Raw genomic sequence first — 13,723 nt, forward strand, 5'->3', positions numbered from 1 at the left:
AGAAGTGATTTTTAAGACCGACCATCTTGATCGTTATCAATTCCCCCCATCTTTCAGCGCGTTACCTTCTGTGCAAATTCAGCAATGTCGATTTATCAGAGAGCCGTAAGGCTCCAAACAGGAGAGACCCGATGAGTAAATTCCTGGACCGGTTTCGCTACTTTAAACAAAAGGGTGAAACATTTGCCGATGGGCACGGACAGATTCTAGATACCAACCGGGATTGGGAAGATGGATACCGCCAACGCTGGCAGCACGATAAAGTCGTGCGTTCTACGCACGGCGTTAACTGCACCGGTTCTTGCAGCTGGAAGATTTATGTCAAAAATGGTCTGGTCACCTGGGAAACCCAGCAGACTGACTACCCGCGTACCCGCCCGGATCTACCAAACCACGAACCACGTGGCTGCCCACGCGGCGCAAGCTATTCCTGGTACCTCTATAGCGCCAACCGTCTGAAATATCCGCTGATGCGCAAACGCCTGATGAAAATGTGGCGTGAAGCGAAAAAACTGCACAGCGATCCGGTTGATGCCTGGGCCTCTATTATTGAAGACGCTGACAAAGCCAAGAGCTTCAAACAAGCTCGTGGTCGCGGCGGCTTCGTTCGTTCTTCCTGGCAGGAAGTGAACGAACTGATTGCAGCCTCTAACGTCTATACCGTTAAAACCTACGGCCCTGACCGTGTCGCTGGCTTCTCGCCAATTCCGGCAATGTCGATGGTTTCTTACGCATCCGGCGCACGTTATCTGTCGCTGATTGGCGGCACTTGCCTGAGCTTCTACGATTGGTACTGTGACTTACCTCCTGCGTCTCCGCAGACCTGGGGTGAGCAGACCGACGTTCCAGAATCCGCTGACTGGTACAACTCCAGCTACATCATCGCCTGGGGCTCTAACGTTCCACAGACCCGTACGCCAGATGCGCACTTCTTTACTGAAGTTCGTTATAAAGGCACCAAAACCGTTGCAATCACCCCGGACTACGCCGAAATCGCCAAACTGTGCGATCTGTGGCTGGCACCGAAACAGGGTACCGATGCGGCAATGGCGCTGGCAATGGGTCACGTGATGTTGCGTGAATTCCACCTCGACAAACCAAGCCAGTACTTCACCGACTACGTGCGTCGCTACACCGACTTCCCGATGCTGGTCATGCTCGAAGAGCGCGAAGGTTATTACGCTGCGGGCCGTATGCTGCGTGCTGCTGACTTGGTTGACTCTCTGGGTCAGGAAAATAATCCAGAATGGAAAACCGTCGCGGTCAATACCGATGGCGATATGGTGGCACCGAACGGTTCTATCGGTTTCCGTTGGGGCGAAAAAGGCAAATGGAACCTTGAGCAACGCGACGGCAAATCCGGTGATGAAACCGAACTGCAGCTGAGCCTGCTGGGCAGCCAGGATGAGATTGCTCAGGTTGGTTTCCCGTACTTTGGCGGCGAAGGCACCGAGCACTTCACAAGCGTAGAGCTGGAAAACATCCTGCTGCACAAACTGCCGGTAAAACGCCTGCAATTGGCAGACGGGACGACCGCGCTGGTTACCACCGTTTACGATCTGACCATGGCCAACTACGGCCTGGAACGCGGTCTGAACGATGAAAACTGTGCAACCAGCTACGATGACATGAAGGCGTATACGCCAGCGTGGGCTGAGAAAATTACCGGTGTTCCACGTGCGCAGATGATTCGTACCGCGCGTGAATTTGCCGATAACGCGGATAAAACGCACGGTCGCTCGATGATTATCGTCGGTGCCGGTCTGAACCACTGGTATCACCTCGATATGAACTATCGTGGTCTTATCAATATGCTGGTGTTCTGCGGTTGTATCGGTCAGAGCGGCGGCGGCTGGGCACACTATGTCGGCCAGGAAAAACTGCGTCCACAGACCGGTTGGCAGCCACTGGCGTTCGGCCTTGACTGGCAGCGTCCAGCACGTCACATGAACAGTACGTCCTACTTCTATAACCACTCAAGCCAATGGCGTTATGAGTCGGTTACCGCGCAGGAACTGCTGTCACCGATGGCGGATAAATCCCGCTACACCGGTCACCTGCTGGACTTTAACGTCCGCGCAGAACGTATGGGCTGGCTGCCATCTGCACCGCAGTTAGGTACTAACCCACTGCGTATTGCTGATGACGCGAAGAAAGCCGGGATGGATCCGGTTGACTATACCGTTAAGGCGCTGAAAGAAGGCACCATTCGTTTCGCGGCTGAACAGCCGGAAAACGGCAAAAACCATCCACGTAACCTGTTCATCTGGCGTTCTAACCTGCTGGGTTCTTCCGGTAAAGGCCATGAATACATGCTCAAATATCTGCTGGGTACCGAACACGGTATTCAGGGGATGGATCTGGGCAAGCAGGGCGGTCTGAAGCCTGAAGAAGTGGAATGGCAGGATAACGGTCTCGACGGTAAGTTGGATCTGGTGGTCACGCTGGACTTCCGTCTGTCGAGCACCTGTCTGTATTCCGATATCGTGCTGCCAACGGCAACCTGGTATGAAAAAGACGACATGAATACTTCGGATATGCATCCGTTTATTCACCCGCTGTCTGCTGCTGTTGACCCAGCATGGGAATCGAAAAGCGACTGGGAAATTTACAAAGGCATCGCGAAGAAATTCTCTGAAGTCTGCGTGGGCCACCTTGGTCAGGAAACGGACATTGTTACGCTGCCAATCCAGCACGACTCTGCGGCCGAACTGGCACAGCCGTTAGACGTGAAGGACTGGAAAAAAGGCGAATGTGATCTGATCCCAGGTAAAACCGCACCGCACATTATTCCGGTTCAACGTGATTATCCGGCAACCTATGAACGCTTTACCTCCATCGGACCATTGATGGAAAAAATCGGTAACGGTGGTAAAGGGATTGCCTGGAATACACAGAGCGAAATGGACCTGCTGCGTAAGCTCAACTACACCAAGGCAGAAGGCCCTGCGAAAGGCCAGCCGATGCTGGATACCGCGATTGACGCAGCCGAGATGATCCTCACCCTGGCACCGGAAACCAACGGTCAGGTGGCGGTGAAAGCTTGGGCGGCACTGAGCGAGTTTACCGGTCGTGACCACACGCACCTGGCGCTCAATAAAGAAGACGAGAAAATTCGCTTCCGTGATATTCAGGCGCAGCCGCGCAAGATTATCTCAAGCCCAACCTGGTCAGGCCTGGAAGATGAACATGTCTCTTACAACGCCGGTTATACCAACGTTCACGAGCTGATCCCTTGGCGTACGCTGTCTGGTCGTCAGTCCTTGTATCAGGACCACCAGTGGATGCGTGATTTTGGTGAAAGCCTGCTGGTCTACCGTCCGCCGATCGATACCCGTTCGGTGAAAGAGGTGATGGGCAAGAAATCAAACGGCAACCCAGAGAAGGCGCTGAACTTCCTGACGCCGCACCAGAAATGGGGTATTCACTCAACCTACAGCGACAACCTGCTGATGCTGACCTTAGGTCGCGGTGGTCCGGTGGTGTGGATGAGCGAAGAAGATGCCAAAGACATCGGTATTGAAGATAACGACTGGATTGAAGTCTTCAACAACAACGGTGCTCTGACCGCGCGTGCGGTCGTGAGCCAGCGTGTACCGGCTGGGATGACCATGATGTACCACGCGCAGGAACGTATTGTTAACCTGCCGGGTTCAGAAATTACCGGTCAACGCGGCGGTATCCATAACTCGGTGACCCGCATCACGCCAAAACCGACTCATATGATCGGCGGCTATGCGCACCTGGCTTACAGCTTTAACTACTACGGTACCGTGGGTTCGAACCGTGATGAGTTTGTGGTGGTACGTAAGATGAAGAACATTGACTGGTTGGACGGCGAAGGTAATGACCAGGTACAGGAGAGCGTAAAATGAAAATTCGTTCACAAGTCGGCATGGTGCTGAATCTCGATAAATGCATCGGTTGCCACACCTGCTCGGTCACCTGTAAAAACGTCTGGACTAGCCGTGAAGGCACCGAGTACGCATGGTTCAACAACGTTGAAACCAAGCCGGGTACCGGTTTCCCGACCGATTGGGAAAACCAGGAAAAATACAAAGGCGGTTGGATCCGTAAGATCAACGGCAAACTGGTGCCGCGCATGGGTAACAAAGCGCTGCTGCTGGGTAAAATCTTCGCTAACCCGCATCTGCCGGGTCTGGATGATTATTACGAGCCGTTTGACTTTGACTATCAGACGTTGCACAACGCACCGGCTGATAGCAAAGCACAGCCGATTGCCCGTCCACGCTCGCTGATTACCGGCAAGCGTATGGACAAAATCACCAAGGGCCCGAACTGGGAAGATGACCTTGGCGGCGAGTTCGAGAAGCTGTCAAAAGACAAAAACTTCGAGAACATGCAGAAGGCGATGTACGGCCAGTTCGAGAACACCTTCATGATGTACCTGCCGCGCCTTTGCGAGCACTGTCTGAACCCGGCGTGCGTTGCAACGTGCCCGAGCGGTGCCATCTACAAGCGTGAAGAAGACGGTATTGTGCTGATCGACCAGGACAAATGTCGTGGCTGGCGTATGTGTATTACCGGTTGCCCGTACAAAAAAATCTACTTCAACTGGAAGAGCGGCAAGTCTGAAAAATGCATCTTCTGCTATCCGCGTATTGAAGCGGGTCAGCCGACCGTGTGTTCCGAGACCTGCGTAGGTCGTATCCGTTACCTCGGCGTGCTGCTGTATGACGCAGATGCGATTGAAACCGCAGCAAGCACTGAGAACGAGAAAGATCTGTATCAGCGCCAACTGGACGTATTCCTCGATCCAAACGATCCGAAAGTGATTGAGCAGGCGCAGAAAGACGGTATTCCGTTGAGTGTCATTGACGCCGCCCAGAAATCGCCGGTCTACAAAATGGCGATGGACTGGAAGCTGGCGCTGCCGTTGCACCCGGAATATCGTACGCTGCCAATGGTCTGGTACGTGCCACCGCTGTCTCCAATTCAGTCCGCAGCCGATGCGGGTGAACTGGGCAGCAACGGTATCCTGCCTGACGTTGAAAGCCTGCGTATCCCGGTTCAGTACCTGGCGAACCTGCTGACCGCGGGTGACACTCAGCCGGTACTGCTGGCGCTGAAACGTATGCTGGCAATGCGTCACTTTAAACGTACGGAAACCGTAGATGGCGTTATCGATACCCGTGCGCTGGAAGAAGTTGGTCTGACTGAAGCGCAGGCACAGGAAATGTATCGCTATCTGGCGATTGCCAACTACGAAGATCGTTTCGTCGTGCCAAGCAGCCACCGCGAACAGGCTCGTGATGCGTTCCCGGAGAAAAACGGTTGTGGCTTTAGCTTCGGCGATGGCTGCCACGGTTCTGACACCAAGTTTAATCTGTTCAACAGCCGCCGTATTGATTCTGTGGATGTGAGCAGCAAAACGGAGCCGCACGCATGATTGAACTCGTGATTGTGTCACGTCTGCTCGAGTACCCGGATGCTGCCTTATGGCAGCATCAGGACGAACTCTTCGACGTTCTGGCCTCATCAGAGAAACTGGATAAAGGGGATGCCCAGATGCTGGGCATGTTCCTGCGCGAGTTAACCGCGCAGGATCCGTTGGATGCGCAGGCCGCTTACAGCGAACTGTTTGACCGTGGCCGCGCAACCTCGCTGCTGTTGTTCGAACACGTTCACGGCGAGTCTCGTGACCGTGGCCAGGCGATGGTGGATCTGCTGAATCAGTATGAGCAGCACGGTCTGGTGCTTGATAGCCGCGAGCTGCCGGATCACCTGCCGCTATATCTGGAATATCTGGCGCAGCTGCCAGAGAGCGAAGCGATTGGAGGTTTGCAGGATATCGCACCGATTCTGGCGCTGCTCTGCGCCCGTCTTCAGCAGCGTGAAAGCCGTTATGCGGTGCTGTTCGAACAGTTGTTGAAACTGGCAAACAGTGCGGTAGATGAAGCGAAAGTGGCGGAAAAAATTGCGGATGAAGCCCGTGATGATACGCCACAAGCGCTTGATGCGGTCTGGGAAGAAGAGCAGGTCAAATTCTTTGCTGACCAGGGCTGCGGTGAGTCGGAGATTTCCAATCACCAGCGTCGTTTTGCCGGAGCCGTTGCCCCGCAATATTTGAATATCTCTAACGGAGGACAGCAATAATGCACTTCCTGAATATGTTCTTCTTCGACATCTATCCGTATATTGCGGGTGCTGTCTTCCTGATTGGCAGCTGGTTGCGTTACGACTACGGTCAGTACACCTGGCGCGCGGCATCCAGCCAGATGCTGGATCGTAAGGGGATGAACCTGGCGTCTAACCTGTTCCACATTGGGATTCTGGGGATTTTTGCCGGTCACTTCCTGGGTATGCTTACACCACACTGGATGTATGAAGCGTGGCTGCCGTTGGAAGTGAAACAGAAGATGGCGATGTTTGCTGGTGGCGCATCCGGCGTGATGTGTCTGGTAGGCGGTGTATTGTTGCTGAAACGCCGTCTGTTCAGCCCACGCGTGCGTGCGACCACGACCGGTGCCGATATTCTGGTGCTGTCGATTCTGGTTATCCAGTGTGCTCTGGGTCTGTTGACTATTCCGTTCTCTGCCCAGCATATGGACGGTAGCGAGATGATGAAACTGGTGAACTGGGCGCAGTCCGTGGTGACCTTCCACGGCGGTGCTTCTCAATACCTGGACGGTGTAGCGTTTATTTTCCGTATGCACCTGGTGCTGGGGATGACGTTGTTCCTGCTGTTCCCGTTCTCGCGCCTGGTACACATTTGGAGCGTGCCGGTGGAGTATCTGACCCGCAAGTATCAGATTGTCCGTGCTCGTCACTAAAACAGCGCTGTAACGCACTAAACCCTGCTTCGGCGGGGTTTTTTTATATCTGAGTATTGGTGCTTTCCCGGCGGCGCTGCGCTTGGCCGGGCTACAATCGTGCGTTATCTGTAGCCCGGCCAAGCGCAGCGCCGCCGGGGCACATATGGCAGAAATATAGAATCAGCTCTAAAGAATTATAAGAGATAACAAAGATGTTTTTGATTGTTTGATTTGAGAAGGTGCTATCAGGAAGTGATGGTGGTGGGGGAAGGATTACTCGTCGCGATGCTCCTCGCCCTTCTGGTCGTTGCCTGCGGCAACGCTTTCTCGCTAGCGCTCGAATCGAACCTTGGTCGAAGCTTCTCATCCTTCCCCGCATGGGCAGAATATAGAATTTCAGTGTTTTGATTTAGTGAGGTGCTATCAGGAAGTGATGGTGGTGGGGGAAGGATTCGAACCTTCGAAGTCGATGACGGCAGATTTACAGTCTGCTCCCTTTGGCCGCTCGGGAACCCCACCAGGGGTAATTCAAATTGTAGGTAATGCTATGAGGATGGTGGTGGGGGAAGGATTCGAACCTTCGAAGTCGATGACGGCAGATTTACAGTCTGCTCCCTTTGGCCGCTCGGGAACCCCACCACGGGGTAAAGCTTGGTTTTACTGGCTTGCTTCCTTCTGGGGAAGCGGGGCGCATCATATCAAATGACGCGCCGCTGTAAAGCTTTCCTTTGACCAAAATGAACTGTTTGCGTAATTTTCGTCCGTAACGGATTAAAGCTAATCAATTCATTTCGCTAGCGATTAAAGAATAATCGTCCGATTGCCGTAAACAAATACGCGTTGGGCTAACACCTGGTAAAGTGCGCGGCTCAGGACATTTTTCTCAACGTCACGCCCGGCACGCATCATATCTTCAGCCGTGTAGGTATGGTCGACGTGAATCACGTCCTGCATGATGATTGGACCTTCATCCAGGTTATCGTTCACGTAGTGTGCCGTTGCACCCACAATCTTCACGCCGCGTTCGTAAGCCTGATGGTATGGACGTGCACCGATAAATGCTGGCAGGAACGAGTGGTGAATATTGATAATTTTATTCGGGAAACGACCGACAAATTCAGGCGTCAATACGCGCATGTATTTCGCCAGTACGACGTAATCGGGCTGCAGCGCTTCAATGGCATCGGCCATCTGCTTATCGTGCTCTTCACGCGCCAGGCCTTCATGGCTGACTAACTGGAATGGAATATCGAAACGTTCAACCAGTGAACGCAGCGTTTCATGGTTACCAATGACGGCTGCGATCTCAACGTCCAGCCCACCGTAGTTGGCTTTCATCAACAGATCGCCCAGACAGTGTGCCTCTTTGGTCACCAGAATCACGATACGGCGGCGCCCAGCTGGGTTCAGTTCACGCACAGAACCTTCCGGTAGCGCGCTGTCTAAATCTGCGAGCAGGGTGGTGTCATTGAAGATCCCCTCAAGCTCGGTACGCATAAAGAAACGGCCGGTACGGTGATCGACAAACTCATTGTTCTGCACAATATTGAGTTCATGTTTGTAGCAGATGTTGGTGATACGCGCGATCAGGCCTTTTTGGTCAGGGCAGATGGTACGTAGAACTTTTCGTTGAATGGAGTGCATTGCCGGGTGAATCCTGTTGATAATGTTTGCGAAGCTACCGGGTCTATTGCCCGCAGCATTTTTTAAATTTCTTACCTGAGCCGCATGGGCAGAGATCATTTCTGCCAATCAATGGCCGCGTGCCGTCGATATAATACCACTGTCCGTTTTCTTTTAAGAATCGTGAACGCTCAATGATGGCGCCATTCTTGTTATTTTCATTATAACGGGCAACAAAACTGACAAAGCCTTCGTCGGGATTGCGGCCATCTTCGGTGGCGAAGACGGTAAGTCCAAGCCATTGAGTATGCGCAAATCCGCTCTGGATATTGTCACGGAATGTGTCAGCCTGGCAGGAGGAATGCCAGGTTTTCACCAGATAATCAACATCCTTCCTGACGAAGGCGCAGTAGCGTGAACGCATAAGATGTGACGGGTCTGGGGCACATTCGTTGCCTGACAGATAACGCTGGCAACATAGGCTATACTCCAGAGCGCTGCCACAAGGGCAAAGTTCTGACAAAGACGTCTCCCTGAGTCGACATATTGATGGCGACGTAGCGCCTGATAGCACTATGGTAACCGAGCAGTGGCAATGATGCCACGCCAGAAACAAGAGGATGTCTTTCGGTAATAATGAGAAAAATTAAAATTGGCCTGGCGTTGGGTTCAGGGGCCGCGCGAGGTTGGTCGCATATTGGCGTGATAAAAGCACTTCAAAAGATGGGTATAGAAGTCGACATCGTGGCGGGATGTTCAATCGGATCGCTGGTCGGTGCCGCCTATGCCAGTAATCGTCTTCCGCAGCTGGAAAAGTGGGTGTGTTCCTTTAGCTATTGGGACGTTTTGCGCCTGATGGACCTCTCATGGCGTCGAGGCGGCCTGCTGCGCGGCGAGCGGGTGTTTAACCAGTATCGACAGATTATGCCTGTTGAGAAGATTGAACACTGCGAGCGTCGTTTTGCCACGGTAGCGACTAATCTCAGTACCGGCCGTGAACTGTGGTTTACCGACGGCGATCTGCACATGGCGGTCCGTGCATCCTGTAGCATTCCTGGCCTGATGGCGCCCGTATTGCATAATGGCTATTGGTTGGTTGATGGTGCAGTAGTGAATCCGGTGCCGGTTTCACTCACACGAGCACTGGGTGCTGACATTGTTATTGCTGTCGATTTGCAACATGACGCACATCTCATGCAGCAGGATCTCCTGTCCGTCAATATTCAGCCTGATGACGAGATAAATGCAACGCCTGATGCATTATCATGGCGTGAACGCCTGCGCACGCGTCTGGGCCGTGTGGCGAGCCGTCGTTCGGTGGTGGCACCGACGGCGATGGAAATTATGACCACGTCAATACAAGTTCTGGAAAACCGGCTTAAGCGTAACCGTATGGCGGGCGATCCACCGGACATTTTATTACAGCCGTTCTGTCCCCAGATTTCGACTCTGGATTTTCATCGGGCTTCATCTGCAATCGCCGCTGGTCAACAAGCGGTTGAAAAAAAGACAGATGAGCTTTTGCCTTTGGTTCAAAGTTCGATTTAAGGCATTTTTTTCGACTACTTCAGCAAAATCTGAAAGGCGATTATCACAATAGCATGCCACTATTTACTTATCGTCGGGCAGGGGAGATATCATGACGCAGCCATTGGCGGGAAAACAAATTTTGATTGTCGAAGACGAACCTGTTTTCCGCTCACTTATGGATTCATGGCTTTCGTCACTTGGCGCAACCACTCTGCTGGCCCAGGATGGGGTTGAAGCGCTAACGCAAATGGCGAACCAATCCCCAGATTTGATGATCTGCGATCTCGCTATGCCGCGTATGAACGGCTTACAACTGGTTGAACATGTCCGTAATGCCGGCCATTCATTACCTATTCTCGTCATATCAGCAACCGAAAATATGGCTGATATCGCCAAAGCGCTCCGTCTTGGGGTGCAGGATGTATTATTAAAACCGGTTAAGGATCTTAACCGTCTTCGGGAAACCGTGCTGGCTTGCCTCTACCCCAATATGTTTAATTCGCGGGTTGAGGAAGAGGAGCGTTTATTTGAAGACTGGGATGCGCTGGTAAACAATCCCGCCGCTGCCGCTAAGCTGTTACAAGAGTTACAGCCACCAGTTCAGCAACACATCTCACATTGTCGAATAAATTATCGCCAACTTATGTCCGTGGATGCGCCAGGGCTGGTTTTGGATATTGCGCCATTATCGGAGCACGATCTGGCCTTTTATTGTCTGGATGTGACTCGGGCAGGAGATAATGGCGTATTAGCCGCGGGTAATGACTCCAACTTATTGATAGTGTTTTATGTTCAGATAATGCCCGATGACTTTGTCATGCAGCTCCACCGATTTTGAGAACGACAGCGACTTCCGTCCCAGCCGTGCCAGGTGCTGCCTCAGATTCAGGTTATGCCGCTCAATTCGCTGCGTATATCGCTTGCTGATTATGTGCAGCTTTCCCTTCAGGCGGGATTCATACAGCGGCCAGCCATCCGTCATCCATATCACCACGTCAAAGGGTGACAGCAGGCTCATAAGACGCCCCAGCGTCGCCATAGTGCGTTCACCGAATACGTGCGCAACAACCGTCTTCCGGAGCCTGTCATACGCGTAAAACAGCCAGCGCTGGCGCGATTTAGCCCCGACGTATCCCCACTGTTCGTCCATTTCCGCGCAGACGATGACGTCACTGCCCGGCTGTATGCGCGAGGTTACCGACTGCGGCCTGAGTTTTTTAAATGGCGGAAAATCGTGTTGAGGCCAACGCCCATAATGCGGGCAGTTGCCCGGCATCCAACGCCATTCATGGCCATATCAATGATTTTCTGGTGCGTACCGGGTTGAGAAGCGGTGTAAGTGAACTGCAGTTGCCATGTTTTACGGCAGTGAGAGCAGAGATAGCGCTGATGTCCGGCGGTGCTTTTGCCGTTACGCACCACCCCGTCAGTAGCTGAACAGGAGGGACAGCTGATAGAAACAGAAGCCACTGGAGCACCTCAAAAACACCATCATACACTAAATCAGTAAGTTGGCAGCATCACCTTAGCCGCGTTGTTATTACGTGTGCTATTTAACGGCCTATTGCAAGAACAGCTTTCCCATCAGGGGCAGCGTCTCCCCGAATTAGGTGCTCTGTTAAAGCAGGTGAATCAACTACTGCGCCAGGCTAATCTTCCTGGCCAGTTTCCATTACTGGTTGGTTATTATCACAGTGGCTTAAACAACCTTATCCTGGTGTCCGCGGGTTTGAACGGGACATTAAATACCGGCGATCATCAGATTCAAATAAGTAATGGCGTACCGCTAGGCACGCTAGGCAGTGCCTATCTCAATCAAATAAGTCAACGCTGTACTTCCTGGCAGTGCCAGATTTGGGGTAATGGCGGTCGATTACGCTTAATGTTGTCTGCGGAATGAGCAAACGCATTTTTTTACAGGGATAGTTTTAACGGCTTATCTTTCGCAGTGATACTATCTGCAAATTGATATGGATATACTCGTCGGGTACCCCGGGCTAACCTATTATCTTTGGTAGTCGTGCTCAGCATCAGGCTTAGGTATCGGGTAAGTTCATTGTCATCAGTACCATGGCTTACGGTATTAATCTTAATTCAAGGTCAACGCGTCCTTTTCAGAGCAGCCTTATGAGCCTGTGATGATATACTCAACGCGTAATTAATTAACGAGCAAGTTCAAAGTTTGAACAGTTCAGGAGATTTGAATGGCTGCCCTAAATTCGAAAGTAACAAAGGCTGTGATCCCGGTTGCGGGATTAGGGACAAGGATGTTGCCAGCAACAAAAGCAATTCCTAAAGAAATGCTGCCGCTGGTTGATAAGCCTTTAATTCAGTATGTTGTGAACGAGTGTATTGCAGCTGGTATCACTGAAATTGTACTGGTTACCCATTCTTCCAAGAATTCCATCGAAAACCACTTTGATACCAGCTTTGAGCTTGAAGCCATGCTGGAGAAGCGCGTAAAACGTCAGCTTCTTGAAGAGGTTCAGTCTATTTGCCCGCCGCACGTGACTATCATGCAGGTACGTCAGGGTCTGGCTAAAGGTCTGGGACACGCTGTATTGTGCGCGCATCCTGTCGTCGGTGACGAACCGGTTGCCGTCATTTTGCCGGACGTGATCCTTGATGAATATGAGTCCGATCTGAGCCGCGATAACCTGGCTGAAATGATTGCTCGCTTCGACGAGACCGGTGCTAGCCAAATCATGGTTGAGCCTGTCGCTGATGTGACCGCTTATGGCGTTGTAGACTGCAAAGGTGCGGCGCTGAGCCCTGGCGACAGCGTACCGATGGTAGGTGTGGTTGAGAAACCAAAAGCCGATGTTGCACCGTCTAATCTCGCCGTAGTCGGTCGTTATGTTCTGAGCGCAGAAATCTGGCCACTGCTGGCGAAAACCCCTCCAGGAGCAGGTGATGAAATTCAGCTAACCGACGGCATTGACATGCTTATCGAAAAAGAAACGGTTGAAGCGTACCACATGAAAGGCAAGAGCCATGATTGCGGTAATAAGCTGGGTTATATGCAGGCGTTTGTTGAATACGGCATTCGTCACAATACGCTGGGTGAAGATTTTAAAGCCTGGCTGCAAGATACGCTGGACGTCGCTAAGTAATTTTACGCTGACTGCTAAAACCGGGGAAACCCGGTTTTTTTATATCCAAATATTACCAACGGATAAAAATCAGATATGTCAGGTGGGTTATCATGAGGGCGTTGGCGACTGAATATAAAAAATCCCGCAGGAGCGGGATTTTTACAAAGCGTAAGGATTAATCCTTGATCAGGAAATCGTCCAGAGATTTACCCTGTTCGTCCATTGCTTTTTTGATTACTGCTGGAGTACGGCCCTGGCCAGTCCAGGTTTTGGTTTCGCCGTTCTCGTCAACGTAGCTGTATTTAGCCGGACGTGCAGCACGTTTAGCTTTGGTGCCAGTTTTAGCCGCAGCCATGCTATTCAGCAGTTCGTTAGGATCAATACCATCAGCAATCAGCATTTCACGATATTGTTGCAGTTTACGAGTACGCTCTTCGATTTCTGCAGCTGCAGCGTTATCTTCTTCGCGACGTTCGTTAACTACAACTTCTAATTTTTCCAGCATTTCTTCAAGCGTTTCAAGGGTGCATTCTCTTGCCTGCGCACGAAGAGTACGGATGTTGTTCAAAATTTTAAGTGCTTCGCTCATTGTAGTAATCTCAAACTTATATTGTGGGGTGGTTTGTTGAAGTAATAATAGAGTGATAAATTGAGTTGTGCAATAGGTAAGAATGTAAGGAATTCAAAATAACGTGTTAT

10 protein-coding genes, 2 tRNA genes, 1 other RNA gene and 2 pseudogenes are annotated in these 13,723 nt (G+C 51.7%); 8 read left to right on the forward strand and 7 right to left on the reverse strand.

Going from position 1 to position 13,723, the window contains the following annotated elements:
• The first annotated feature begins 131 nt into the window (after positions 1–131).
• Genes U0026_RS10710 through narI form a run of 4 tightly spaced genes read left to right on the forward strand, consistent with a single transcriptional unit; the run spans position 132 to position 6,794 of the window.
• Complete coding sequence (locus tag U0026_RS10710; protein ID WP_062778769.1) at positions 132–3,875, forward strand: nitrate reductase subunit alpha; 3,744 nt, start codon at positions 132–134, stop codon at positions 3,873–3,875.
• A complete protein-coding gene (gene narH, locus U0026_RS10715) occupies positions 3,872–5,410 on the forward strand; it encodes a nitrate reductase subunit beta (RefSeq protein ID WP_062778771.1) in 1,539 nt (512 codons plus the stop codon). Before U0026_RS10710 ends, narH begins: the two co-directional genes overlap by 4 nt.
• A complete protein-coding gene (gene narJ / locus U0026_RS10720) occupies positions 5,407–6,117 on the forward strand; it encodes a nitrate reductase molybdenum cofactor assembly chaperone (RefSeq protein WP_062778773.1) in 711 nt (236 codons plus the stop codon). Before narH ends, narJ begins: the two co-directional genes overlap by 4 nt.
• Positions 6,117–6,794, forward strand: a complete 678-nt coding sequence (gene narI / locus U0026_RS10725) for a respiratory nitrate reductase subunit gamma (protein ID WP_062778775.1) — start codon at positions 6,117–6,119, stop codon at positions 6,792–6,794. The genes narJ and narI overlap by 1 nt, the downstream gene beginning before the upstream one ends.
• Positions 6,795–7,032: 238 nt before the next feature.
• On the opposite strand, the gene U0026_RS10730 is transcribed toward narI, so the two are convergent.
• The 5 genes from U0026_RS10730 to U0026_RS10750 form a co-directional block, all read right to left on the reverse strand.
• Positions 7,033–7,164: non-coding RNA, RtT sRNA (locus U0026_RS10730), on the reverse strand.
• Between the two features lie 46 nt (positions 7,165–7,210).
• A tRNA-Tyr gene (locus U0026_RS10735) sits at positions 7,211–7,295 on the reverse strand.
• Between the two features lie 35 nt (positions 7,296–7,330).
• Positions 7,331–7,415 (reverse strand) — tRNA-Tyr (locus tag U0026_RS10740).
• Between the two features lie 162 nt (positions 7,416–7,577).
• Positions 7,578–8,420, reverse strand: a complete 843-nt coding sequence (gene purU, locus U0026_RS10745) for a formyltetrahydrofolate deformylase (RefSeq protein WP_062779891.1) — start codon at positions 8,418–8,420, stop codon at positions 7,578–7,580.
• Positions 8,421–8,463: 43 nt separating this feature from the next.
• Entirely contained in the window at positions 8,464–8,922 is a 459-nt protein-coding gene (locus tag U0026_RS10750; RefSeq protein ID WP_062779889.1) for a YchJ family protein, read from the reverse strand.
• Between the two features lie 113 nt (positions 8,923–9,035).
• Between U0026_RS10750 and rssA the strand changes: the two genes are divergently transcribed.
• Together rssA and rssB are read left to right on the forward strand one after the other, a co-directional pair.
• A complete protein-coding gene (gene rssA, locus U0026_RS10755; protein WP_062779887.1) occupies positions 9,036–9,947 on the forward strand; it encodes a patatin-like phospholipase RssA in 912 nt (303 codons plus the stop codon).
• 91 nt (positions 9,948–10,038) lie between these two features.
• Positions 10,039–10,686, forward strand: a pseudogene (gene rssB, locus U0026_RS10760) (two-component system response regulator RssB); the annotation flags it as partial.
• A gap of 15 nt (positions 10,687–10,701) precedes the next feature.
• Here rssB and U0026_RS10765 read toward each other — a convergent pair.
• A protein-coding gene (locus U0026_RS10765) for an IS1-like element IS1B family transposase (RefSeq protein WP_241973917.1) occupies positions 10,702–11,399 on the reverse strand; the annotation gives its coding sequence in 2 pieces (ribosomal slippage) (positions 10,702–11,150 and positions 11,150–11,399; 699 coding nt in all).
• 55 nt (positions 11,400–11,454) lie between these two features.
• Here U0026_RS10765 and U0026_RS10770 point away from each other — a divergent pair.
• Positions 11,455–11,829: pseudogene (locus U0026_RS10770) on the forward strand (two-component system response regulator RssB); the annotation flags it as partial.
• A 304-nt stretch (positions 11,830–12,133) separates the two neighbouring features.
• Positions 12,134–13,042 carry a UTP--glucose-1-phosphate uridylyltransferase GalU gene (gene galU / locus U0026_RS10775; RefSeq protein ID WP_062778932.1) on the forward strand — a complete coding sequence of 303 codons (909 nt, stop codon included), beginning with the start codon at positions 12,134–12,136 and terminating at the stop codon, positions 13,040–13,042.
• Between the two features lie 157 nt (positions 13,043–13,199).
• Here the strand turns inward: galU and hns are convergent, their stop codons facing one another.
• Entirely contained in the window at positions 13,200–13,613 is a 414-nt protein-coding gene (hns, locus tag U0026_RS10780; protein WP_052284405.1) for a histone-like nucleoid-structuring protein H-NS, read from the reverse strand.
• Between the last annotated feature and the right edge of the window lie 110 nt (positions 13,614–13,723).

It is taken from the genome of Kluyvera intermedia, assembly GCF_034424175.1.
In the GTDB taxonomy this organism is placed as follows: Bacteria; Pseudomonadota; Gammaproteobacteria; order Enterobacterales; family Enterobacteriaceae; genus Kluyvera; species Kluyvera intermedia.

Bases quoted from the DNA above. Each gene is read 5' to 3' on its own strand.
- galU (WP_062778932.1), top strand. From the start codon at position 12,134: ATGGCTGCCCTAAATTCGAAAGTAACAAAGGCTGTGATCCCGGTTGCG.
- narH (WP_062778771.1), top strand. From the start codon at position 3,872: ATGAAAATTCGTTCACAAGTCGGCATGGTGCTGAATCTCGATAAATGC.
- purU (WP_062779891.1), bottom strand. From the start codon at position 8,420: ATGCACTCCATTCAACGAAAAGTTCTACGTACCATCTGCCCTGACCAA.
- U0026_RS10710 (WP_062778769.1), top strand. From the start codon at position 132: ATGAGTAAATTCCTGGACCGGTTTCGCTACTTTAAACAAAAGGGTGAA.
- narI (WP_062778775.1), top strand. From the start codon at position 6,117: ATGCACTTCCTGAATATGTTCTTCTTCGACATCTATCCGTATATTGCG.
- narJ (WP_062778773.1), top strand. From the start codon at position 5,407: ATGATTGAACTCGTGATTGTGTCACGTCTGCTCGAGTACCCGGATGCT.
- hns (WP_052284405.1), bottom strand. From the start codon at position 13,613: ATGAGCGAAGCACTTAAAATTTTGAACAACATCCGTACTCTTCGTGCG.
- rssA (WP_062779887.1), top strand. From the start codon at position 9,036: ATGAGAAAAATTAAAATTGGCCTGGCGTTGGGTTCAGGGGCCGCGCGA.